Below are 21,770 nucleotides of genomic sequence, written 5' to 3'. Positions count from 1 at the left end.
ATGCCTGCGACCTACATCCACGACGCCGTGCGCACGCCGTTCGGTCGCGGCGGGGGCGCCCTCTCCGGCATCCGACCCGATGACCTTGCCGCGGTGGTGATGCGCGCGACGGTCGAGCGCAATGACCTCGACCCCGGGCGGATCACCGACGTCATCTTCGGCGATGCGAATCAGGCCGGGGAGGACAACCGCAACGTGGCGCGGTTCGGTGCGCTGCTGGCCGGGTTCCCGACGAGTGTGACCGGTGTCACGGTGAACCGGCTGTGCGCGTCCTCGGTCGAGGCCGTGATCCAGGGAGCGCGGGCGATCGAGTCGGGGGATGCTGAGATCGTCCTCGCGGGCGGGGTCGAGTCGATGAGCCGCGCGCCGTTCGTCGTCGAGAAGTCCCCCAAGCCGTGGCCCGCCGTCGGCAACCAGACCCTGTGGAACACCTCCATCGGATGGCGGATGACGAACCGGGCGCTGCCTGCGCGCTGGACGATCTCCAACGGGGAGTCGGCGGAGAAGATCGCCCGCGAGTGGGGAATCGCCCGCGACGAGCAGGACGAATTCGCGGTGCGCTCCCACCGGCTCGCCGCCGCCGCGTGGGCGGACGGGATCTACGACGCCGAAACCGTGCAGGTGCCCGGCGCCGCGCTCGCCCGTGATGAGGGCATCCGTGACGACACGTCGATCGAGAGGCTGGCCGGTCTCAACGCCCTGTTCGCGGCAGATGGAACGGTGACGGCGGGCAATGCCTCGTCGATCAATGACGGCGCCTCTGCGGTGCTGCTGGCCGGCGAGGGGGTGCTGCCCGGCGAACCGCTTGCGCGTATCACCGGGCGCGCTGCCCATGGCGTGGACCCCGACGACTTCCCGATCGCACCGATCGAGGCCGCCAACAAGGCGCTCGCGAACGCAGGTCGGACGTGGGCCGATGTCGACGTGGTCGAGCTCAACGAGGCCTTCGCGTCCCAGTCCCTCGCGTGCCTGAAAGGATGGCCGGATCTCGATCCCGCCAAGCTCAACATCCATGGGGGTGCGATCGCGATCGGGCACCCGCTGGGCGCATCGGGCGGTCGGATCATCGGACATGCCGCCCACGAGCTTGCCCGTCGCGGCGGCGGGGTCGCGGTCGCCGCGATCTGCATCGGCGTCGGACAGGGTCTGGCGGTCGTCCTCGAGCGGTGAGCGGCGGCATCCACTGCCAGGATGTTGAGCATGAGTGATGCCGGCACCGAGACCAGTTCCGGAGAGTTCGTCCAGTCACTCGCGCGCGGACTGGCGGTCATCCGCGCGTTCGATGCGACACACGCGGAGCTCTCGCTCAGTGATGTCGCGCGACGTACGGAATTGACCCGCGCCGCCGCGCGGCGGTTCCTGCACACGCTGGAGGCGCTGGGGTACGTCAGATCGGACGGTCGATTGTTCTCGCTCACGCCACGGGTGCTCGATCTCGGCTTCAGCTATCTGTCGGCACTTTCGCTGCCGGAGATCGTGCAGCCACACCTGGAGAAGCTTTCGCGAGAGGTCGACGAGAGCGTGTCGGCGGCAGTGCTCGATGGGGCCGACATCGTCTATGTCGCACGTGTGCCCACGCGTCGGATCATGAGCGTGCGGATCACGATCGGTACGCGCTTTCCTGCCGCCGCAACGAGCATGGGTCGTGTGCTGCTGGCATCGCTGCCGCCCGATGCGCTGGATGCTCTGCTCGAGTCGTCGCCCCTGACCGCTCACACCGACCGCACGATCACGAACCCGCTCGAGCTGCGCGAGCATCTCGAGCGGGTGAGGGAACAGGGATGGGCGCTCGTCGACAGCGAGCTCGAAACCGGGTTGCGATCTATTGCGGCGCCCCTGCATGCGCGTTCGGGCAAAGTTGTCGCCGCGGTGAATATCTCAACCAGTGCGAGCCGGGATTCGCTCGAGCATGTGCGGAGCGCCTATCTCCCGCTCCTACTCGACACCGTCCGCGCCGCCCAGACCGACCTCGCAACCTGTAGCACTCTGTGATCCAGGACGCCGAGTGCCCTGTTCAGTGTGGCGAGGGGTCGGTCAGGGCCCAGGGGGTGGTGCTTGCACGGTACCGGCCGTATGCGGTGTGGCGGCGAGGCTGCCGAGCAGTCTGACCCGCTCTTCGCTCGAGGACCCGGATTTCGTCGTGTACGCAAAGAGGGTGAGCGCGGGATCGCTGGGCAGGGTGAAAGCCTCGTAGTCGAATTCGAGGTCGTCGACGGCGGGGTGGTGGATGCGTTTGGTGCCGCCGCGATGGAAGCGCACGTCGTGGCGGGCCCACCGCTGACGGAAGTCGTCGCTGCGGGTCACGAGTTCACCGATGAGGTCGGTGAGGGGCTTGTCGTGTGGACTCGGCCCGGCGCGAGTGCGAAGCGAGGCGACGACACTATCGGCCCCGATGTCCCACTCCGGATAGAAGACGCGCGCGGCTGGGCTGAGAAAAGTGAACAGGGCATTGTTCCGCCGCGCGGCGGGGTCTTCGAGTACAGGGGTGAGCAGTGCCTCCCCGAGCACGTTTCCCGCGACGTAGTCGGAGCGCTGATTCGTTACCCAGACGGGGGTGCCGGTGATGGCGTCGAGGAATCGTTGCAGGGTCTCGCCTACCGTCGGGCTGGGGGACTGCGGCGGGCGGCGACGTCCGGTGGTGGGAGTTGCGGCGCGATGCAGATCGTGGAGGTGGGCCGTCTCGGCGTCATCGAGCTGAAGCGCGCGGGCGAGCGTGCCGATGATCTCCAAAGACACACCGGTGAGGTTTCCCCGCTCCATCTTCGCGACGTAGTCGACACTGATGCCGGCCAGCATAGCGAGCTCTTCGCGACGCAGTCCAGGCACACGCCTTCGTCCACCGCGGATGATTCCCGCCTGCTCGGGCGTGAGACGGTCGCGTCGCGTGCGGAGGAACTCGCTCACCTCAGCACGGTTGTCCATGGCTCCACAGTAGGAGCACACATCCGTGGACAGGAGGTACCAGCAGTACACGGATAACCGGTCACTGCCACCCGCGTAGATGTGGGAGTGGAATGGTCTCAATGCCCCGTTGAAAGGACCACACCATGCAGACCGTGACATTGAACAACGGCATCCAGATGCCGATCCTCGGATTCGGCGTGTTCCAGGTCGGCCCCGAAGAAACCGAGAGGGCCGTCAGCGATGCACTCGCCGCCGGCTACCGTCTCATCGACACGGCTGCCTCATACATGAACGAAGAAGCCGTGGGAGCTGCGATCGCGAAGTCCGGCATCCCCCGCGACGGGCTGTTCATCACGACCAAGTTGTGGGTGCAGGACGCGCCCGCCGAAGAGAACACCGCCCGCGCGTTCGATGACTCGCTGACCAAGCTCGGGCTGGACTACATCGACCTGTATCTGATCCACCAGCCGTTCGGTGACTACTACGGTCAGTGGCGTGGGATGGAGCAGATCAACCGCGAGGGCCGCGCACGCGCGATCGGCGTCTCCAACTTCGCCTCCGACCGACTCCTCGACCTGATTCTGAACACCGAGATCACCCCCGCCGTCAACCAGATCGAGACCAACCCGTTCCACCAGCAGGGCGCCGCGCACGACATCCTCGTCGCCGAGGGCGTGCAGCACGAGTCCTGGGGTCCGTTCGCTGAAGGCAAGAACGGCCTGTTCACTAACCCGGTCCTGGCCGCGATCGGTCAGAAGCATGGCAAGTCGGTCGCACAGGTCGTGCTGCGATGGATGATCCAGCGGGAGGTCGTGGTGATCCCCAAGACCGTCAACCCCGAACGGATGGCGCAAAACCTCGACGTGTTCGACTTCGCCCTCAGTCCAGCCGACATGGACTCCATCGCGGCACTGGACGAGGCAACTTCCCAATTCTTCGACCACCGCGACCCCGACATGGTCCGCTGGCTCGCCGCACGACGCGTCGAAGCGTGAGCCCCGCACTGCCGTCCGCGGTGGAAGGCAGCTTGAGATCATCGGCGAGGCGCTGAACAACCTCCGTCGGGCGTATGGTGACACGGCCGCTCTGATCCCTGAGGTCGAGCGAATCATCGGGTTGCGCAACGTCCTCGCCCACGGCTACGCGGTCGTCGACGACAGTGTGGTGTGGACTGCCGCGTCCCCGAGCTCCGAGAGATCATCGACCGGATGGTAGTGACGTAGGCCGCTGGCACCTTAGACGCGGACGCGGGTTGGCGGGGCAATAGCGCGAGGGGCACGGATCGGCCAGCCGGCGCGGGTAACGGCGTGGGTAAATGTGTAGACATGTAGGGCTCGACGAGGTCGGTCCCCGAAAAGCTGCCGACCAGCGGGATGACGGTGAGATGGCTCCGAAGTCGGTCCTCGAAATCGGATCCGGCAATAGTTCAAATCCCACCGTCACCGCCATTTTTCTCCCAGATCAGCGCCTCTTTTTGGGGCGCTGATCTGCGTGTGGGTAAAGATTCGGGTAAACGCATTCAAGCCAGGAAATCGCCTTTAGCCTGGGTTTTTCTGCGCTGGACCGCTAAGCGTGTTCCGTGGGTAAAGGGATCCCACCGTAGGTTGGCGGGAGCCACTGGGCGTTGTCGAGACTGGTGACGTCCCGCGTGGTGGAGGACCTTCGGCAGGGTGGCCGACGCATCGGACCTTTGTTGAGTCATCGCGCGATGGTCCGTGCGACATCGACAAGGTTGCTGCTCGTAGAAGGACACGACGCAGGAGTGCCGCCGCGGCGTCGACCAAGCCCCACCGTCAGGAAGGCGCGGAGTGGTCCGAGGGATGTCCTGTCACATCTGGGTGAGGAGGTCCTTCATCCTGATGATCTCAGCGGTCTGCGCATCCAGGATTGTCTGGGCGAGCGAACGAACCGCTGGGTTGGACCCTTGGTCGAGTGCGGTCTGCGCCATCTCGATTGCGCCCTCGTGGTGCACGATCATCTGCTCCAGGAACAACCGCGCAGCGTCGGCGCCGTAGGCGCTTTCGAGGGCCGCCATGTCGTCATCCGACATCATCCCGTCGCCGTGTCCCATCCCGCTCATATCGACGCTGGTGCCCAATCCCCAACTGGTCAGCCAGGACCGCATGAGCTCGATCTCGGGGCCTTGGGCATCCTTGATCTGCTGCGCCAGATCCCGCGTCTGCTCGTCAATGCCTTCCTTGCCGAGGATCGTCTTGCTCATATCGACCGCCTGCTCGTGGTGGGGGATCATCATCATCACGAACATCGAGTCCGACGCGTTGACCTCGCCCTCCGCGAGGGCAGACGGAGCCGCGGACGACATCATCCCGCCCTGGCCCATCCCCGGTGTCGAACCGCCACCGAAATGCGCGCATCCTGCCAGCGAGACCGCCATCGCGACCGGCGCGACCGTCAACGCCATCAACCGATACTTCTTCACACTCACTTCTTCTTCTCCATCGATTAGTGAACTGCGCCCGCGTGCGGGCATGACTCGACCCCGGCCGCGGGAGCCGGGAAGGCCGATTCATGTTCGACTTATCGAAAGATCCAGCAATGACGGCGGGCGAGTCATCACCGAAGTCGGCACCGCGACCAGGCGCGCCAGCACGGTCCGCCCGCTCCTTCGCCTGCGGATCACCCCCGGTCCGGAGCGCGCAGCCCACAGCGCCACCGCCAGCAGGCCGATCACGCACACCACGCTCAGCGCATCGTGCATGCCGCCGGAGGTGCAGCTTTCGCAGGCGGACTCGGAGAGGGCACCGGCGTTCGACAAGGATCCGTGGCCGTGCTCGGCCTCGATACTCGACACGCTCCCACTCGGCGCCTCGGAGTGCCCAGTCATGAGTGTGTGCATGGACAGCAGACCCACCATCACGAGGGCCGCAAGCAGTACCGACAGCATCCACCGCCACAGCATCGGCGGATGCAGACGGGTTCGCGTTGCGTCGAGGGTCATGGGTATTCCTGCCTCGAAGTATACCCCGCAGGGGTATACGCCCCCGCCCCTGCTCACCCCGTGCCGCCTACCGATCGAATCGGATCCGAGGACACGCGATGGCGGCGGCGGCTCCGATGGCGGTGAGGGCGACGGCTGCGGCGGTGAGGCTTACAGCTCCTAGCCATCCAGCGAGGGGGTAGGTGATCAGGAAGCATGCGTGTGAGAGTGCGAATTGTGCCGTGTAGACGAGGTTGCGGTTGCTCGGGGTGGATGCCTCGGCGAGGAGGATCGCGGAGGGGGTGGTGACCAGTGCGGTTCCCGCTCCCAGGGCCGCCCAGGTCCCCAGGATCATCCACCACCCCGCGACGAGTTCGGTTCCCCACGCGGTGACTACGGATGCTGTGATCAGCCCGGTCACCGTGACTGTGGTACCTGCCCTCATTGTGCGGATCACACCGCGTCGACGGACGAGGCGCGGGATCGTCAGGGCGACGAGCAGGGATCCGATGCCGTAGGCGCCGAGGGTGAGGGCCAGAGCGGAGTCGTCCAGGCCGAGGACCGCCTTGACGTAGACGACGGAGTTGACGAGGACGATCCCCGTACCGGCGGCGACCACGATGTTCGCGAGCGCGAGGAACCGGAGCGTCGGTGCGCGGGAGAACACACGCAAGCCTTCGGGAAGTCGTTGCCAGAACGTCGATGAGGCGGCGTCGGCTGCGTGACGTGGCAGCCGTGTCGCGAGGACGAGTGCCGCGGATAGGGCGAACCCCACAGCAGTGCCGGCGAAGAGGCTGTTGTAGGTGGTGACGGTCAGGAGCGCGGCGGCGATGATCGGACTCAGCAGTGCCTCGAGGTCGTATGCGAGGCGGGACAGCGCCAGCGCGCGGGTGTAGTCCCGGGTGTCGGGGAGGATGGTCGGGATGAGCGACTGGAAGGCGGGGGTAAACGTTGCCGACGCGGACTGGAGGATGAACACGAGCACGTAGATCTGCCAGATCTCGCTGACGAACGGGAGCGTGATCGCAATTGCGAGGCGGATCAGATCAGCGCCGACAAGCACCATCTTCTTGGGTAGCCGGTCAACGAGGGCCGCCATGATGGGGGAGACACCGACGTAGGCGACCATCTTGATCGTCAGCGCAGTGCCCAGGACGGACCCGGCTGCTTCTTCTGCGAGGTCGAACGCCAACAAGCCGAGTGCGACAGTGAGCAGACCCGTGCCCACCAGTGCCATCACCTGTGCGGTAAAAAGCGACCGATAGGTCGGGTCGCGAAGAACCTGGATCACGCGTGGTGACGAGGGGTATCGCTGACGGCGTGCTCGGCCTGTTTGATCGCTTCCATAACCAGGCGGTGTGCGTGCTCATCGGAGAGACGGTAGAACATGCGGTTGCCGTCCTTGCGGGCAAGCACGATCTTCGCCCACCGAAGCTTCGCAAGATGCTGCGACACTGCCGCCGGGCTGCGGCCCACCAGCTCAGCGATCTCGTTCACGGGCAGTTCGCCAGCATGGAGGGCGAGCACGATTCTGATGCGGGTTGCGTCGGCGAGGAGCCCGAAGATCTCGGCCGCGATCTCGACGAACTCGCTGTCGAGCTGCGAACCGTCAACATCAGTATCTACGTGCATACGTAGATACTAGGTCATTCAGGGGCAGGGTCCGCCGCAGGGCTTGCCGGCCTCGCTCAGTGTTTCGACGCCGGGGCTTCCGTCACCTGATCGGGCCGCACCCCACACGGCGTGCCCAGTTTGTTGAGGACTACCGGGTGTCATGGGAGCCGCCGATACCGGGGTGACTGGACCTGTCGTCGCCAGCTTCCGATGCGACAATGACCATTCCGAGTTCGAGGGGGGTCCAGCCGCGCGCGGCAAGTCGTTCTCTGAGCTCAGCGGCCACCATCATCTCGGTGTGCACATCGGCGGTTGACAGTGTGGCCGCCTCCACGCTGAGGTCGGCGCACACCTCTGCGAGATCGCTCGCGAGCGTGCGCAGTGAGGCTAATCCGATCGCGGTGCGCAGCTGCTGTGCATCAGCAAACCGCACCGTCCACGCGCCGACACTGTGCTCATCGGTCACCCCTGTCGAGACGGTGCTCGGCGCGTGGCCCCGCAGCTCGAGGATCACCGCAACCCCGAGCGCCGCGACACATATAGCACCCACAACCGTGGTGGGGACGATAGAAAACCACTCCGCATAGACCGGTGAGTCCGGCCCGAGCGCCAATCCCGCAGCGATCCTCCCAACGCAGAAGAGTGCGTATCCCCCGTTGACCACGACCAGGATCGCACGCGCGCTGCGGGTCAGCGTCGGCGTTCTCGCCGACACGACGGCGGTCGCGACACACAGAATGGTGAGGGCGATCACCTTCACCAGCAGACCCATCGGCGCCGTCGACAGCGACGATACAAGCGCCACGGTCAGGGCCGCGCAGCCCACCGCGATTGCTGCGTGCCCCAATCTTGCGCGGAGTGAACTGACGGCGATGAGCATCCCGCCGGGACCCAGCACCATGAGGACATCGCCTCCGACGAGGGACCCGATACCGCCGACGTGCACATGGATGGCGTACATCAGAGCAGACCCGACAGCAGCGATCCCCGCACCGATGCTGAACCGCGCGAACAGATCATGACCGCCCGACGACCCCGCCCGAGGCAACGCAACCACCACGATCATCGTGGCAACAATCACCGAGATCGTTAGAAGACCCCAGATATAGGCCATTCCCTGCATCCGATCGACAACTCGCCGGTCGCGGTAACGATAGCGCACGTGACCCGCCCCTCGTCTGCCGAGAGACTGAAGGCGATCCGGTCTCCGTGCTGCTCGATTCAGTGCTGTGAGCCCCGAAGCGTGGAGATCCCCCGTCGACAGCGGAGGGTGCTCGGTACACTCGTGCCATGACTCTTCGGCTGGTCGTCGACCGCGATGCGGTCGCCGCGGTGTGCCGCGCGCGTGGCGTGCGGCGGATGCGGGTGTTCGGATCCGCAGTCGATGACAGCTTCGATGCCGCTCGCAGTGATGTTGACCTCCTCGTCGAGTTCGTGCCGGAGCTCGCGGATCCGTTCGAGGCGTACTTCGGGTTGAAGGAAGACCTCGAGGTGCTGTTCGGCCGTCGCGTTGACCTTGTGATGGCGGATGCCGTGCGCAATCCGTACTTCGAGGCGGCAGCGAACGCGAACGCCGAAGAGCTGTATGCGGCCTGAGTCTGCCGCGTTCATGTGGGATGCCCGCAACGCGGCTGACAGGATCGGCACGTTCATCGCCGGACTCACGAGGGACGACTACCTGGCCGATGCGTTGCGGCGCTCCGCGGTGGAGCGGTAGCTCGAGATCATCGGCGAGGCGCTGAACAACCTCCGTCGGGTGGGTGGTGACGCGGCCGCTCTGATCCCCGAGGTCGAGCGCATCATCGGGTTGCGCAACGTCAGGTGTCATGTGCGCAACGGTGAGGGGGGCGCCGATCTGTCAGCCGGCGCGGGTAAGGGTGTGGGTAAGCGTGTAGACATCTAGGACTCGACGAGGTGGGTCTGCGAAACCTGCCGACCTGCGAGAAGACGGCGTGGATGCCTCGAAGTCGGTCCTCGAAATCGGATCCGGCAATAGTTCAAATCCCACCGTCACCGCCATGTGCAAGGCCCCGATATCCGCGGAATAACGCGGGAATCGGGGCCTTCGTCATTCGCCAATCGGCACGGTGACGGGCGCGCCCGAGACCGTCGACAGATACGGCCGCCTCGACGTGCTGGTGAACAACGCGGCAGCGCCGCAGGGCGATGATCGGGCTGACATCGAAGAGGTGCCGGTGTCGACATTCGACCGGATCGTTGCCATCAACCTTCGCGGGACGTACCTCATGTGTCTAGCTGCGGTCCCCGTGATGCATCGACAGCGCTATGGGCGGATCATCAACATTGCGTCGATGGCTAGCGTCGAAGGCGGGGCTCCCGCTGACTCCGCGCCCGAGACGAAGGGCGTGGCCGTCAGCTCGATGTGAGGATCAGGTGGACGGTGTCGGCGAGACGTCCGAGGACGTCGTTCCAGTCGTAGTTGTCCTCGGGACTGACCGTTGCCGCGACACCGAGGCCGAGATAGCGGACGCTCAAGCTGTAGAAGACTTCGAAAGCCCAGTCCGCGCGCGCTGCGGCTAACTCGACATGGTGCTCCTCGGCGGCGGTCAACATGGCGCGAACGAAGACTGCCTGGCCCGCGTCGCCGGACTGCCGGCCGCGGTCGCGGATGGCGGGGTCCTCAACGCCGAGGAGGAAGAACGGCGACAGCAGTTCGCGGTTCTGTCGCAGCAGCTCGGCGTACGCGGTGACGACCGATGTCACGGCCTGCTCGAACGTTGCTGCTCCCAGCCCGGCAGCGCTGACACGATCCCTGGTCTCGGCATCGAGGCGATCGAACTCTTCGTTCTGCACCACTCGCAGCAGGTCGGCCTTGCTCGACACTCGGCCATAGATGGTGCCAACCGACAGGCCAGCAGCCGCGCTCACTTCGGCGATCGAGAACTGGCCGTTGCCGCGCTCCTGCAGAAGCTGCAGCACCGCGGAGCGTACTTTCGCGAAGGAGTCTCGGCTGCGTCGCTGCTTGGGCTCGGCCACCCCGTTGACGGTCGATCGTGTCGCCATCCTCGCTCCGTTTCGCGCGTCGTCTTCCCTCGTCGGGAGTGTAACCAGCCGGCGGCGGGTCTACCGCGCCTCCACCTCGACGAGGAACACCGACTGCGGCGCGAGGTCGAGGTCCACCTCGATCTCGCCCGTCTCGGAGACCACCGCGTCGTAAGGCCCGTCGACAGCTCCTGACACCGACGTGCGTGTGACGCTGACGGAGCGTTCTGCCCACGGGAGGTTCGTGACCTGGATGCGGGCCGAGGTCACTCCCGCCGACGCCAGTTCACCACGTTGCGGGGGGAGTGTGAGGCCGAGCTCGATGCGATGCTCCCCGATCGGGATGCGGAACGTGAACCGGTCCTCCGCCCGCGGTGCCAGCGCCGAGCCGGGGGCGACATAGTTGGCGATAAGCGCACGCACGACATCTCCGTCGCGGCTTGCTGCACAAGCCAGCCCGGATTCGTCTCCGCCGGTGACGCCAAGCCGCCTGCCCGACAGCGCGCGCCCGGCCATCGCGAGCGCGCGAGAGCGTTCGTCGGGGCTGCCATCGGCAGCTCCTACCCCGGCGGGATCGACGAAGCCGTAGTGAGGGTCGAGCCCGCTGTCAGCGCGGAAGAAGAACGCGTGGTCGATGACCGTGTCCTGCAGGTAGATCGCCGTGGCTGCCTGGAACGCTCCCTTCTCGGCCGCGGGCGCGGTGCTACTGGGAACGGCGAGGTAGTTCCAGTAGCTGAGGGTCAGGTCGGTGTCGGTGAAGCCATGACGGTCGAGAAGCGCGCGCAGCTGATTCGACACGTATCGGAAGTCCAGTGGGTCGCGGCTTCCGTCGGTGAACCAGAGGAACGAGAAGAAGTCGAGCGGCAGATCGTTCGTGCGCACGAACTCGAGGAAGCCCTCGCGGTAGGGTGCGTCGCCGTCGAGAGGGAACGCGGTAGCCGGGCCCCCGACGGTCAGCGACGGATCGACGCGGTGCACCGCCTCGCAGAACGCCCGGTACATCTCGTAGAACTCTTCGGGTTCTCCCGCGAAGTGCAGCGGCCCGAAGTCGGGCTGGTCGCCGAATTCATAGATGCGGATGGGAGTGGCGGGGCCCCCGGCCCACCCTTGCGAGTAATGACGCACGATGTGCTCGACGACCTGTCCGTATACCTCGAGGTCTTCTGCAGGCAGCTTGTTCGAGGGGATGGAGCTTGCGACAGTGAACATCACTTGCGCCCCGATGGAGTGCACCGCCTCCACCCACTGGTCGGTGGCTGCGAAGTTGTAGCTCGCAGGGTCGTTGACATCGGCATCCCAGTCGGGAAAGAGGCTCGTCGGGTTGTTGCGGGTGTCAAGGCGCGACAGCCAGTCGAAGGAACGCACCACCGTCACTCCCCCCTCACGCCACAGGGGCGTCATGTCGGGGAACTGGGGGTAGGCGTCGACAGGTCCGGGGATGCCTCCCACCCCGTTGAGCGCACGGAAGGCGCTCTCGTCGGCGGCGTCGATGATGAACGTTCGGTGTAAAGAATCAGCGGTGGGTGTGGCGGTGGCAGCAGGGGACGATTCGTCAGGATGCGACACGCGGGTCTCCTCGGTTGTGACGGGGTGGATGCGGGGCGCTCAGTACGGCATCCGCAGCAGGCGGTTGGCGTACTCGTTCGCGATGGGCTCGTCGTGGCGGAGATAATCGACGCGAGCGCGGTAGGTCTCCGGCGTCACCGAGTCGAACTCCTCGAGCATCGACTCAATCGAGCGATCGTGGACGGCTCGCACGCGCGGCAGGCGACGTTTCATGACGTTCATCTGCGCGTCGACGAGGGGCTGATCTTTCGCGAGTTCCTGGGCGAGGACGACTCCGTCTTCGATGCTCATCGCTGCGCCGGATCCGAGGTAGGGCGTCATCGCGTGTGCGGCGTCACCCATGATCATGATGCGGCCTCGGAACCACGGATACGGAACCCATACTGTCGAGTAGGGCGTGTACGCGACGTTCTCGGAATGACGAACGTCCTCGAGCGCGTCTGCGAGGAACTCGGATCCGCGGGTGAGCGCGACGGCGCGATCGTGCATGATCTCGGCCATCTTGTTCGAGTCGTAGCGGGGGCGCCCCTCCTCGGCCACGGTGAGCACCATGTACATCGCGTCCTCCGACAGGGGAGTGAGCATGATCTTGCCGCCATACCCCTGGCAGATGATCGGCTGCATGAGCTTGCGCCGGTTCGGAAGCGCCGCGCGCCACGCGACACCGCCCACCGGCCGCGGAGCGTACTTCTCGCCGAAGTGATCCTGTCGAATCTGCGAGTTGATGCCGTCGAAGCCGAGGACGAGGTCGTAATCGCCGCGGTCACCGCTACTGAAGGTGACGGAGACGGTGTTCTCGTCCTGCTCCAGATTCGTCACGGTCGTGCTCATCCGGATAGTGCAGCCGTTGTCGAGGGCATGCTGGGCAGCCATCTCGAGGAAGGCAACGCGTGCCATCGTCACGCACCCCGGGAGGCCTTCGTCCTGCGTGCCGTAGCTCATGTTGCTCAGGAAGTTGCCCTCGGCGTCGTAGTTGTCGATCCCCGGAGCAGGGTGCCCGAGCTTCAGAAAGTCATCCAGCAGGCCGATCTCTCGCAGCGCCCGCAATCCGTTGATCCGCAGCCCGAAGCCGACCCCGGCGACGCTGTTGTCGGGCTTGACGTCGATGACGTCGACGTGGACGCCGATTCGGGCAAGGGCCGAGGCGGTGGTCAGGCCGCCAATGCCGGCGCCGACAATCAGGATCTTCATCGGTTCTGCCATGGCGTTTCCTCTCTGAGCGGCCGTCGGTTGCGCGCGTATACGCAGCGCGAATATTCGAATCCGAGCTATGGTTCGGATTCGAAATGTACCGACTCCCGTGGCGACGCGCAAGAGGGGCCCTTCGGCGTGCAGTGAGGAGTTCCCGGCATGCACCTTCGCCCGCCACGGATGCGAAGTGCAGGGCGCGAGCCTCCGGTAGCGTGCCGATCGTGACCGTTGAAGACCTGCCGTGCCCGAACTGAGCGCGCTCGCGTGGGTCGCGCTTGCGGCCGGCGCGGTCATTATCGGACTGTCGAAGGCCGCGCTGCCGGGAGCGGGGACCATCGCTGTGGTTCTCTTCGCGTCAGCACTCCCGGCCAAGCAGTCCACCGGGACGATCCTGCTACTACTCATCGTGGGTGACGCTCTGGCGCTGCTCGCTTACCGGCGTCACGCCGACGTTCGGGCTCTCTTGCGGCTCATCCCGACGGTGATCGCTGGGATCTTGGTGGGCACGCTCTTCCTCGCCTTTGCGTCGGATCAGTGGGTGAGGCGCACGATCGGCGTCATCCTGCTTGTCGTCATCGCTGTCACCCTCTGGCGGCGATCCCGCACGGATGCCGACGCGGCACCAGGCGTGGTGGCAGCTGGCTTTTACGGGGTGATGGGCGGATTCACGACGATGGTCGCCAACGCCGCCGGACCCGTGATGTCGATGTACTTCCTGGCCGCTCGGCTTCCGGTGCACGTCTTTCTCGGGACCGCAGCCTGGTTCTTCGCTGCGGTGAATGTCGCGAAGGTTCCTTTCTCGATCGGCCTCGGGCTCATCACGCCACACGGTCTGCTGATCGATCTGATCCTCGTGCCCGCGGTGGTCATCGGTGCCCTGGTTGGGCGACGGATAGCGGCTGTGATCAGTCAACGCCTCTTCGAGCAGATCGTGATCGTCCTGACTGTCGTGGGAGCCGTATACCTGTTGATCTGAGCCGCGTCACCGACCGACGGTCGAGCGTGCCGGTGTGGCATCCGCGCCGGTCTGCCGTGACAGATTGTCGATCGGTTTGTCCTGGCAGGTGACCTAACCTGACGGCATGGCTGAACTCGACCTCCCGACCATCCCGCACTGGATCGACGGCGCACCGACGGCGTCGACATCCGGCCGCACAGCCCCCGTCTTCAACCCGGCTACCGGCGTGGTGGCAGCTAACGTGGCGCTGGCTGACCAGGCCGAAACGGACGCCGCCATTGCCTCGGCGCGACGCGGCTTCGAGGAGTGGTCGTCGTGGTCGATCGCCAAGCGACAGGGCGTGCTCTTCGCCTTCCGTGAGCTGCTCAACGCGCGCAAGCCGGAGCTCGCGGCGATCATCACCGCCGAACACGGCAAGGTGCTCTCCGACGCGATGGGTGAAATCCTGCGCGGCCAGGAGGTCGTGGAGCTCGCCACCGGCTTTCCGCACCTGATCAAGGGCGCGTACTCCGAGAACGCCTCGAGCGGAATCGACGTCTACTCCCTCAAGCAGCCCCTCGGTGTCGTGGGTGTCATCAGCCCCTTCAACTTCCCCGCGATGGTGCCGCTGTGGTTCGCCCCCATCGCCATCGCCGCTGGCAACGCCGTCGTTCTCAAGCCCAGCGAAAAGGACCCGTCGGCCGCGCTCTGGCTCGCGGGGCTATGGAAGGAAGCGGGGCTTCCCGACGGCGCCTTCACCGTCCTGCAGGGCGACAAGCTGGCCGTGGATGGGCTGCTGAACTCGCCCACCGTCGAGTCCATCAGCTTCGTCGGTTCCACGCCGATCGCGCAGTACATCTACGAGACCGCCGCACGCAACGGCAAGCGAGTTCAGGCGCTCGGTGGGGCCAAGAATCACATGCTCGTGCTGCCGGATGCCGACCTTGATCTCGTCGCCGACCAGGCAGTCAATGCCGGCTACGGCGCGGCGGGTGAGCGGTGTATGGCGATCAGTGTGGTGCTCGCCGTGGAGCCCGTCGCCGATGAGCTGATCGCAAAGATCACGGACCGCATCGCGCGGCTCACCGTCGGCAACGGAGCGCAGACCGGCGATGCCGAACCCGACATGGGGCCGCTCATCACCGACCAGCACCGCCAGAAGGTGGCTGGGTTTGTCGACATCGCCGAGGCTGACGGCGCGACAATCGTCGTCGACGGCCGCTCGCTGGTCGTCGACGGACACGAGGACGGATTCTTCTTCGGACCGACGCTCATCGATGGCCTTCCGACCACCAGCCGTGCCTACACCGAGGAGATTTTCGGTCCGGTGCTGTCGGTTGTGAGGGTCGGAAGCTTCGAAGAGGGAGTCGCGCTGATCAACTCAGGCGAGTTCGGCAACGGAACTGCCATTTTCACGAACGACGGGGGTGCAGCCCGACGATTCCAGAACGAGGTGCAGGTCGGCATGATCGGCATCAACGTGCCGATCCCGGTTCCCGTCGCGTACCACTCGTTCGGTGGATGGAAGAAGTCATTGTTCGGCGACGCCAAGGCCTACGGCGTTCACGGGTTCGACTTCTTCACGCGCGAGAAGGCGATCACCGCGCGCTGGCTCGACCCCGCCACGCACGGCGGAATCAACCTCGGCTTCCCGCAGAACATCTGAGGACGCGTCGGCGCTCATCGTTCGGCGGAGGAGAGTTCCATCGCCGCCCATAGCTGAGCGCGACCATCGAAGGTCGACAGATCCAGGCCGAGGAGTTCGCCCAGTTCATCGATGCGGGCGCGCAGAGTGTGTCGGTGGATGTCGAGGCTGCGGGCAGCTGGGTCCCATGCGGTGTTGGCTGCGAACCAGGCGGTCGCGGCGGCGAGCAGACGTTCACGGTGCGCCGGAGCTAGCTGATCGAGCGGCGCGAGCATGCGGCGGGCAAGGAGCGGACCGCCGTTGTTTCGCAGCATGCCGATCACCCCGCGGTCGGCGATCGCGGCGAACTCGATGACCCCGGGCTCGCTCGACTGTCGGGCAGCATGGGCTGCCTCGGCCAGCGCGCGGCCGAGCTCCTCCCATCGATCGAGCTCGGCGAAGCCTGCGGCGGTGTCATGTTTCTGCAGCAGATCAGCGACCCCCGCGAGTCCCTCGCGCGTGACCAGGATCAGCAGATCCTCCTCGCGCTCGGCGAAGAAGAGGATGCCCGGTTCCGCCGTTGCGGATAGTTCAAGCTCGTCGAGAAGCGACTGACTGCCGGTGAACCCGGCGACCTGACCCGCCAGCAGCGGCGGTGTCGGCATCCGTCCCCACAGCGCCGTCGCTGACCGGGAAGCTTCTTCTGCGCGGCCAGCCAGCAACAGCTCGATGACCCCGGTCCGCACTCGCAGGCGCGCGTCCGAGACTGCTCGCTGTTGCTCCAGCGAGATGCTCGCCAGGGCGATGACCGACTCGACCAGATCACTGTGGGCGGAGTCCAGCGGGGTGTCGGCTCCCACGGCGAGGACGCCCCCGAGTCGCCCGCTCTGACCTATCGTCTGCAGCGTCGCAGCATGGGGCTCGGCGACGCGGATGCTTGCCGGTGTCGACTTGCGCAGCAGCATCCGGGCCCGCTCGACGACTGCGGGCTCGACGGATGCCGGGACCTCAGCGATTCCCGGAAGGCTGAGGGGTCGTCCTGCAGCATCGAAAAGTGCCACCCAGGTGCCAAGCCGGGAGGAGAGGGTTCGCAGAATCGCACGCAGGCCGTCTTGGCGCACGGCTGCCCGGGCCAGTGCTCGCTGCGACTCCAGCGTCCACGACAGCCGTGCGCTGCGATCGGCGGCTTCGGCATCCGCGACGTGCCGGATGATGCCGATGAACGGCGTCGTGCCGGGCACCTCGATAAGGGGGATCTCGAGGCGGCGGCACGCATCGATGAGCTCGGTAGGAACCTCCGGGTGAATGACGTCCGTCGCGAACCCCAATCCAGCCACCCCGCGCTGGCGGAGTCGGAGGCAGTAGGCCTCGGGAGAGGTGGGAGTCTGTCCGGCGAACTGCCCGCCGTCGGTCAACAGCAGCTGACCGGCTTCGAGCCACGGCGTGGGATCGGGCAGGTCGGAGTTGTGAACCCACGAGATGGTTCGGTCGAGGTGATCGGCATCGAGCTCGCCCACGGCGCGCAGACCGAACGCCCGAACAGCTAGAAGGGAGCGCAGTGTCGTCGGAATTGTCGTGCCAATCTGTCGATCGAAGAGTTCGCAGTACGACAATTGTGAACGACGCGAGCCGGCTCCGCGGAGCACACTAGGCGTATGGCTCTCACTCCTGACGACACGAACGCGAGCATCAGCGAACGCGACCGGTCGAGCGTCTTCCACTCCTGGTCCGCGCAGCGCTCCCTCGCTCCTCTGCCGCTTGCAGGCGGGAGCGGCAGCGAGGTCTGGGATGTCGACGGTCGCCGCTACCTCGACTTCTCGAGCCAGCTCGTCAACGTGAACATCGGCCACCAGCATCCGCGGGTCGTCGCCGCCATCCAGGAGCAGGCTGCACAGCTCACGACAGTCGCACCGGCTCATGCGAACGCCACCCGTGCACGCGCCGCTGAGTTGATCCTCGAGCGTGCGCCCGAGGGCTTCGCGAAGGCGTTCTTCACCAATGGCGGTGCGGATGCGAACGAGAACGCGATCCGGATGGCGAGGCTCTTCACGGGGCGCGACAAGGTCATCTCCACGTATCGCTCGTATCACGGCAACACGGGCGCGGCGATCGTCGCCACCGGCGACTGGCGCCGCATTCCGAACGAGTTCTCGCGAGGGCACGTCCACGTCTTCGGGCCCTACCTCTACCGCACGGAGTTCTGGTCGACCACTCCCGAGCAGGAGAGCGAGCGAGCGCTCCGCCACCTCGAACGGACCATCCAGGCAGAGGGCCCCGACTCCATTGCCGCGATTCTGCTCGAGACGATCCCCGGAACCGCCGGAGTGCTCGTTCCGCCGCCCGGCTACCTCCCCGGAGTCCGAGAGATCGCCGATCGTTACGGCATCGTCCTCATTCTCGATGAGGTGATGGCAGGCTTCGCGCGCGCCGGTGAGTGGTTCGCGTTCGACGCTTTCGGTGTGACACCCGACCTCGTCACCTTCGCGAAGGGCGTGAACTCCGGCTACGTACCGCTGGGAGGCGTGATCATCTCGGATGAGATTGCCCGCACGTTCGATGACCGGGTGTTCCCCGGTGGCCTCACGTATTCCGGTCATCCGCTTGCCGCGGCGTCAGCGGTCGCGACGATCGAGGCGATGGCCGACGAGAAGATCGTGGAGCACGCGGCCCGTATGGGAACTGATGTGTTGGGTCCCCGCCTTCGCCAAATCGCCGAGCGTCATGCGGTGGTGGGCGAGGTGCGCGGGCGCGGCGTCTTCTGGGCCGTCGAGCTCGTCGCCGACCGCGAGACACGCGAGCCGCTCGCGGCCGAGCGCATGGGAGCGCTCAAGAAGGACCTTCTCGACCAGGGCCTGCTCGGCTTCTTCGCCGAGAACCGGCTCCATGTCGTGCCGCCTGCCGTCGTCACTGAGTCGGAACTGGACCGGGGCCTCACGATCATCGACGCGGCGCTGGGCCGCCTCGGCTGAGGAGACCGTGATGACACGGCTCGAGCCATTCCAACCGCTCGACGTCGCGGCTGTGGATGTCGCGGTGGCTCCGGTCTCCAACGATCTTCGACTCGAGGGAGAACCCAGCACGGGCTTCCTCGATGTCGCAGTGGTCGGCGGCGCCATGGTCGGGATCTGGGAGATGACTGCCGGTTCGATGCGCGACATCGAGACTGACGAGGTGTTCGTCGTCGTCTCGGGTGAGGCGACTGTCGAACTCATCGGGGAGGACGGGCAGGTCGCGCGAACGATCGAGCTGCGCGCCGGGTCCCTGTGCCGGCTCGAGGCAGGGATGGTGACGCGCTGGCGCGTGCCTGTGCCGCTTCGAAAGGTCTACATCATGCGGGATATCGAACCGGAACCATGATCCGCCCCGCGACCGCGGGTGGGTCCCCGACCACCATCGAAAGAAGATGCCCATGAGTGCGCCGACGGCATATGGCCACGAGATACGCACTGACCTCGGCACCATTCGTGGCGCGTTGGCCGAGGCATCCACAACCCCTTTCTGGCTCGACGATCCCGATCGTCCCGCGGCACGGGGTGGCGTTTCCGGTCTGGTGTCGACCGATCTGCTCGTGGTGGGCGGAGGATTCGCCGGGCTCTGGACAGCACTGATCGCCAAGGAGCGCGACCCGAAGCGCCGCGTCGTTCTGGTCGAGGGCAATCGCATCGGCTGGGCTGCGAGCGGTCGCAACGGCGGCTTCTGTGAAGCAAGCCTCACCCACGGACCGGAGAACGGGGAGCTGCACTTCGCTGACGAGATGCCGGTGCTGAACCGGCTAGCCGACGAGAACTTCGCAGAAATCCGCGCGGCGATCGAGCGGTATGGCATCGACGCAGAGTGGGAAGAGACCGGCATCCTGACGGTGGCCACCGAGCTTCATCAGGTCGACTGGCTTCGAGAGGCCGCGGAGCACTCCGCGAACGAGATCTTCCTCGAGGGTGAGAGCCTTCGCGAGCGGGGGAACTCTCCGCTCTACCGTGCCGGGATGTTCGGAACCGACGGCGTCGCGTATGTGAATCCCGCCAAGCTCGCGTGGGGGCTCGCTGCGGCTGCCGAGCGTCTTGGCGTCGAGATCTACGAGCACACGCGGGTGACCCGCCTGCGCACCGACGGCGATGTCATGGTCGCGCAGACGGCGCACGGCGAGATCCGCGCGAGCCGGGTGGCCCTTGCCACGAACGTGTTCGCGTCGCTGCTGCCCGAACTGCGCCTGTTCACGGTGCCGATCTACGACTATGTGCTCATGACGGAGCCGCTGAGCGCCGACCAGCTCGCCGCCATCGGCTGGACCGAGCGTCACGGAATCACCGACTCGTCGCGCGAGTTCCACTACTACCGAAAGTCGTCTGACAACAGGATTCTGTTCGGCGGGTATGACGCGGTCTACCACCGCGGCAGGCGTGTGAAGGCGGCGCAGGACCAACGCCCCGAGACCTTCGAGCGGCTCGCCGATCACTTCTACAGCACGTTTCCGCAACTGTCCGGCATCCGGTTCTCGCACAAGTGGGGCGGCGCGATCGACATGTCCACCCAGCTCGTCGCATTCCACGGGTCGGCTCGCGGCGGGCGCGTCGCCTATAGCGCGGGATACACCGGGCTCGGCGTCGGAGCAACGCGGTTCGGAGCTGATGTCATGCTCGACCTGCTCGAGTGCCGCGATACCGAGCGCACGAGGCTGAAGATGTCGCGCCGGCTCCCGATCCCGATTCCGCCGGAGCCCTTGGCCTACCCCCTCATCCAAATGATGCGCAGAGCCGTAGCAAAGTCGGACCGTAACGGCGGGAAAGACGGGATTCTGCTGAAGCTCGCAGGACTGTTCGGCGTGGGATTCGATTCGTAGTCGGGTAGCAGGAGGGACCGCGAGCAGCGCGGCGCACCCGCTGGCATCGACGGCATGAGTCCGCGGATGCCGCGACCGTTCGTATGTAAACTCTGGAAGGTTGCCCCCTCGACCCGGAGCGGCGACGGGCGAGGAGGCCCTGATCGTGAATGTGCTGAGCTGCCACATCAACACCCTGGTCGCCGACGTGGAGCATCCCGAGCGGGATGCCGCGCTCGGGGTGATCGCGGACGCGGGATTCGACACCGTCGGGCTCCCGCCGGGGGTTTCGCGGGAGCAGGCGCGCGCGCTGCGGGAGGCGCTGCGGCAGCGCGGGTTGCAGGCCATCGTCTTCGTCGTCCAGCGTCCTGGGGCAGATGTCTCGAGTGCCGACGCCGACGAGCGACGCGCGGGTCGCGCACTGCTCGATTCCGCGCTGCAGGCAGCCGACGTGCTCGGCGCGAATCACATCACGGGTGTGCCCTACGCAGCGTACGGACTGTCATCGGTCTGGAGTTCCGACGCGCGAGCGTGGGCAGCCGAGGCCGTCGGCGAGTTCGCGGCCCGCTCGGCTGCCGGGGGTATCGAGGTCAGCGTCGAGGTTCTCAACCGCTACGAGTGCTCAGCGCTCAACACGGTCACCCAGGCTCTCGCGTTCCGTGACCTGTGTGCCCCGGAGAAGCCGAGTCTGCACCTGGACGGATTTCACGTCATGATCGAGGAGGCCTCGCCGCACGACGCGGTTATCCGCGCGGGCGACGGTCTTGGCATCCTCGAGTTCGGGCAGGCAGGTCGCGGAGCTCTGGATGCCGGGAGCCTCGATGTGGCAGCGCTCGTGCGTTCCGCCGTCGCGGCGGGATTCGACGGACCGATTGCGTTCGAAGCCTTCTCCCGCTCATGGTTCCCCCCCGCCGTGGCGGATCGGCTCCGGACCTGGACGGATCTGGACGTCAGCCGCACCGACCTGGTTCGCGAGAGTGCACACTTTCTGCGCCGCGCCGTCGGCGAAGGACGAGCCGAGAGAGGGGGCCTGCGATGACCGAGTCTGTCGTGATCCGCTGGCAGCTCAGGGATTCGCTCGTGGGCTATATGCTCCGGGATCCTGGTTTCGAGGTCGTCGCGACCGGGGGTGCGTCCTTCGACCCGGCGGTCGGAGTCACGCTTCCCGCGTAGCGAC

The 21,770-nt window shown here is 66.0% G+C and carries 24 protein-coding genes; 14 read left to right on the top strand and 10 right to left on the bottom strand.

Annotation, left to right across the window (positions count from 1 at the left end; genetic code table 11):
- Together ACQVDU_RS06725 and ACQVDU_RS06720 are read left to right on the top strand one after the other, a co-directional pair.
- Positions 1-1,170, top strand: a complete 1,170-nt coding sequence (locus ACQVDU_RS06725; protein ID WP_443476605.1) for a thiolase family protein — start codon at positions 1-3, stop codon at positions 1,168-1,170.
- Between the two features lie 30 nt (positions 1,171-1,200).
- On the top strand, positions 1,201-1,992 hold the full coding sequence (locus ACQVDU_RS06720) for an IclR family transcriptional regulator domain-containing protein (protein WP_443476604.1): 792 nt from the start codon (positions 1,201-1,203) through the stop codon (positions 1,990-1,992).
- 42 nt (positions 1,993-2,034) lie between these two features.
- On the opposite strand, the gene ACQVDU_RS06715 is transcribed toward ACQVDU_RS06720, so the two are convergent.
- Positions 2,035-2,922 carry a helix-turn-helix domain-containing protein gene (locus tag ACQVDU_RS06715; RefSeq protein WP_443476603.1) on the bottom strand — a complete coding sequence of 296 codons (888 nt, stop codon included), beginning with the start codon at positions 2,920-2,922 and terminating at the stop codon, positions 2,035-2,037.
- A gap of 125 nt (positions 2,923-3,047) precedes the next feature.
- On the opposite strand from ACQVDU_RS06715, the gene ACQVDU_RS06710 reads away from it, so the two are divergent.
- Complete coding sequence (locus ACQVDU_RS06710; protein ID WP_443476602.1) at positions 3,048-3,899, top strand: aldo/keto reductase; 852 nt, start codon at positions 3,048-3,050, stop codon at positions 3,897-3,899.
- A 37-nt stretch (positions 3,900-3,936) separates the two neighbouring features.
- Positions 3,937-4,119 carry a HepT-like ribonuclease domain-containing protein gene (locus ACQVDU_RS06705; protein ID WP_443476758.1) on the top strand — a complete coding sequence of 61 codons (183 nt, stop codon included), beginning with the start codon at positions 3,937-3,939 and terminating at the stop codon, positions 4,117-4,119.
- Positions 4,120-4,732: 613 nt separating this feature from the next.
- Here ACQVDU_RS06705 and ACQVDU_RS06700 read toward each other — a convergent pair.
- From ACQVDU_RS06700 to ACQVDU_RS06680, 5 genes are all read right to left on the bottom strand, one after another.
- Positions 4,733-5,350, bottom strand: coding sequence for a DUF305 domain-containing protein (locus ACQVDU_RS06700; RefSeq protein ID WP_443476601.1), 618 nt, complete (start codon positions 5,348-5,350; stop codon positions 4,733-4,735).
- An 81-nt stretch (positions 5,351-5,431) separates the two neighbouring features.
- Positions 5,432-5,863 carry a DUF6153 family protein gene (locus ACQVDU_RS06695; RefSeq protein WP_443476600.1) on the bottom strand — a complete coding sequence of 144 codons (432 nt, stop codon included), beginning with the start codon at positions 5,861-5,863 and terminating at the stop codon, positions 5,432-5,434.
- Positions 5,864-5,930: 67 nt separating this feature from the next.
- Positions 5,931-7,133, bottom strand: coding sequence for an MFS transporter (locus tag ACQVDU_RS06690; RefSeq protein ID WP_443476599.1), 1,203 nt, complete (start codon positions 7,131-7,133; stop codon positions 5,931-5,933).
- Positions 7,130-7,474, bottom strand: coding sequence for an ArsR/SmtB family transcription factor (locus ACQVDU_RS06685; protein WP_443476598.1), 345 nt, complete (start codon positions 7,472-7,474; stop codon positions 7,130-7,132). Before ACQVDU_RS06685 ends, ACQVDU_RS06690 begins: the two co-directional genes overlap by 4 nt.
- A gap of 130 nt (positions 7,475-7,604) precedes the next feature.
- Complete coding sequence (locus ACQVDU_RS06680; protein WP_443476597.1) at positions 7,605-8,618, bottom strand: hypothetical protein; 1,014 nt, start codon at positions 8,616-8,618, stop codon at positions 7,605-7,607.
- 128 nt (positions 8,619-8,746) lie between these two features.
- On the opposite strand from ACQVDU_RS06680, the gene ACQVDU_RS06675 reads away from it, so the two are divergent.
- The 3 genes from ACQVDU_RS06675 to ACQVDU_RS06665 all read left to right on the top strand — a co-directional run bounded on the left by ACQVDU_RS06675 (position 8,747) and on the right by ACQVDU_RS06665 (position 9,843).
- Complete coding sequence (locus ACQVDU_RS06675) at positions 8,747-9,052, top strand: nucleotidyltransferase family protein (RefSeq protein ID WP_443476596.1); 306 nt, start codon at positions 8,747-8,749, stop codon at positions 9,050-9,052.
- Positions 9,042-9,173, top strand: a complete 132-nt coding sequence (locus tag ACQVDU_RS06670; protein ID WP_443476595.1) for a hypothetical protein — start codon at positions 9,042-9,044, stop codon at positions 9,171-9,173. The genes ACQVDU_RS06675 and ACQVDU_RS06670 overlap by 11 nt, the downstream gene beginning before the upstream one ends.
- Positions 9,174-9,543: 370 nt before the next feature.
- Positions 9,544-9,843, top strand: coding sequence for an SDR family NAD(P)-dependent oxidoreductase (locus ACQVDU_RS06665; protein WP_443476594.1), 300 nt, complete (start codon positions 9,544-9,546; stop codon positions 9,841-9,843).
- Here the strand turns inward: ACQVDU_RS06665 and ACQVDU_RS06660 are convergent.
- Genes ACQVDU_RS06660 through ACQVDU_RS06650 form a run of 3 tightly spaced genes read right to left on the bottom strand, consistent with a single transcriptional unit; the run spans position 9,830 to position 13,228 of the window.
- Positions 9,830-10,480: a TetR/AcrR family transcriptional regulator gene (locus ACQVDU_RS06660; protein WP_443476593.1), complete on the bottom strand. Its 651-nt coding sequence runs from the start codon at positions 10,478-10,480 to the stop codon at positions 9,830-9,832. The two genes, ACQVDU_RS06665 and ACQVDU_RS06660, sit on opposite strands and share 14 nt — an antisense overlap.
- A gap of 60 nt (positions 10,481-10,540) precedes the next feature.
- Entirely contained in the window at positions 10,541-12,025 is a 1,485-nt protein-coding gene (locus ACQVDU_RS06655) for a GH39 family glycosyl hydrolase (RefSeq protein WP_341578409.1), read from the bottom strand.
- A gap of 39 nt (positions 12,026-12,064) precedes the next feature.
- The gene (locus tag ACQVDU_RS06650) at positions 12,065-13,228 is read right to left on the bottom strand and encodes an FAD-dependent monooxygenase (RefSeq protein WP_443476592.1); all 1,164 of its coding nucleotides are present in this window, start codon (positions 13,226-13,228) and stop codon (positions 12,065-12,067) included.
- Positions 13,229-13,457: 229 nt separating this feature from the next.
- Here ACQVDU_RS06650 and ACQVDU_RS06645 point away from each other — a divergent pair, with 229 nt between their 5' ends.
- Both ACQVDU_RS06645 and ACQVDU_RS06640 read left to right on the top strand, forming a co-directional pair.
- The gene (locus tag ACQVDU_RS06645) at positions 13,458-14,192 is read left to right on the top strand and encodes a sulfite exporter TauE/SafE family protein (protein ID WP_341578411.1); all 735 of its coding nucleotides are present in this window, start codon (positions 13,458-13,460) and stop codon (positions 14,190-14,192) included.
- Between the two features lie 106 nt (positions 14,193-14,298).
- Positions 14,299-15,819, top strand: coding sequence for a CoA-acylating methylmalonate-semialdehyde dehydrogenase (locus ACQVDU_RS06640; RefSeq protein WP_443476591.1), 1,521 nt, complete (start codon positions 14,299-14,301; stop codon positions 15,817-15,819).
- A 14-nt stretch (positions 15,820-15,833) separates the two neighbouring features.
- Here the strand turns inward: ACQVDU_RS06640 and ACQVDU_RS06635 are convergent, their stop codons facing one another.
- Positions 15,834-17,294: a PucR family transcriptional regulator ligand-binding domain-containing protein gene (locus tag ACQVDU_RS06635; protein WP_443476590.1), complete on the bottom strand. Its 1,461-nt coding sequence runs from the start codon at positions 17,292-17,294 to the stop codon at positions 15,834-15,836.
- A gap of 138 nt (positions 17,295-17,432) precedes the next feature.
- On the opposite strand from ACQVDU_RS06635, the gene ACQVDU_RS06630 reads away from it, so the two are divergent.
- The 5 genes from ACQVDU_RS06630 (at position 17,433) to ACQVDU_RS06610 (ending at position 21,766) form a co-directional block, all read left to right on the top strand.
- A complete protein-coding gene (locus ACQVDU_RS06630) occupies positions 17,433-18,746 on the top strand; it encodes an aspartate aminotransferase family protein (RefSeq protein WP_443476589.1) in 1,314 nt (437 codons plus the stop codon).
- Positions 18,747-18,756: 10 nt separating this feature from the next.
- A complete protein-coding gene (locus ACQVDU_RS06625; protein ID WP_331790810.1) occupies positions 18,757-19,134 on the top strand; it encodes a cupin domain-containing protein in 378 nt (125 codons plus the stop codon).
- Between the two features lie 52 nt (positions 19,135-19,186).
- Entirely contained in the window at positions 19,187-20,614 is a 1,428-nt protein-coding gene (locus tag ACQVDU_RS06620; protein ID WP_331790809.1) for an NAD(P)/FAD-dependent oxidoreductase, read from the top strand.
- Positions 20,615-20,714: 100 nt separating this feature from the next.
- Positions 20,715-21,632, top strand: a complete 918-nt coding sequence (locus ACQVDU_RS06615) for a sugar phosphate isomerase/epimerase family protein (RefSeq protein WP_443476588.1) — start codon at positions 20,715-20,717, stop codon at positions 21,630-21,632.
- The gene (locus tag ACQVDU_RS06610; RefSeq protein ID WP_228177444.1) at positions 21,629-21,766 is read left to right on the top strand and encodes a hypothetical protein; all 138 of its coding nucleotides are present in this window, start codon (positions 21,629-21,631) and stop codon (positions 21,764-21,766) included. The genes ACQVDU_RS06615 and ACQVDU_RS06610 overlap by 4 nt, the downstream gene beginning before the upstream one ends.
- Positions 21,767-21,770: the final 4 nt, after the last annotated feature.

This window comes from Microbacterium sp. F2 (genome assembly GCF_052274505.1).
Classification (GTDB): Bacteria; Actinomycetota; Actinomycetes; order Actinomycetales; family Microbacteriaceae; genus Microbacterium.
The sequence above is the reverse complement of the archived record's forward strand: the minus strand, read 5'-3'. Positions and strand labels throughout refer to the sequence as shown.

Coding starts and splice junctions, on each gene's coding strand:
- ACQVDU_RS06725 (WP_443476605.1), top strand. CDS start 1: ATGCCTGCGACCTACATCCACGACGCCGTGCGCACGCCGTTCGGTCGC.
- ACQVDU_RS06720 (WP_443476604.1), top strand. CDS start 1,201: ATGAGTGATGCCGGCACCGAGACCAGTTCCGGAGAGTTCGTCCAGTCA.
- ACQVDU_RS06715 (WP_443476603.1), bottom strand. CDS start 2,922: ATGGACAACCGTGCTGAGGTGAGCGAGTTCCTCCGCACGCGACGCGAC.
- ACQVDU_RS06710 (WP_443476602.1), top strand. CDS start 3,048: ATGCAGACCGTGACATTGAACAACGGCATCCAGATGCCGATCCTCGGA.
- ACQVDU_RS06695 (WP_443476600.1), bottom strand. CDS start 5,863: ATGACCCTCGACGCAACGCGAACCCGTCTGCATCCGCCGATGCTGTGG.
- ACQVDU_RS06685 (WP_443476598.1), bottom strand. CDS start 7,474: ATGCACGTAGATACTGATGTTGACGGTTCGCAGCTCGACAGCGAGTTC.
- ACQVDU_RS06675 (WP_443476596.1), top strand. CDS start 8,747: ATGACTCTTCGGCTGGTCGTCGACCGCGATGCGGTCGCCGCGGTGTGC.
- ACQVDU_RS06670 (WP_443476595.1), top strand. CDS start 9,042: ATGCGGCCTGAGTCTGCCGCGTTCATGTGGGATGCCCGCAACGCGGCT.
- ACQVDU_RS06660 (WP_443476593.1), bottom strand. CDS start 10,480: ATGGCGACACGATCGACCGTCAACGGGGTGGCCGAGCCCAAGCAGCGA.
- ACQVDU_RS06650 (WP_443476592.1), bottom strand. CDS start 13,228: ATGGCAGAACCGATGAAGATCCTGATTGTCGGCGCCGGCATTGGCGGC.
- ACQVDU_RS06640 (WP_443476591.1), top strand. CDS start 14,299: ATGGCTGAACTCGACCTCCCGACCATCCCGCACTGGATCGACGGCGCA.
- ACQVDU_RS06630 (WP_443476589.1), top strand. CDS start 17,433: ATGGCTCTCACTCCTGACGACACGAACGCGAGCATCAGCGAACGCGAC.
- ACQVDU_RS06625 (WP_331790810.1), top strand. CDS start 18,757: ATGACACGGCTCGAGCCATTCCAACCGCTCGACGTCGCGGCTGTGGAT.
- ACQVDU_RS06620 (WP_331790809.1), top strand. CDS start 19,187: ATGAGTGCGCCGACGGCATATGGCCACGAGATACGCACTGACCTCGGC.
- ACQVDU_RS06610 (WP_228177444.1), top strand. CDS start 21,629: ATGACCGAGTCTGTCGTGATCCGCTGGCAGCTCAGGGATTCGCTCGTG.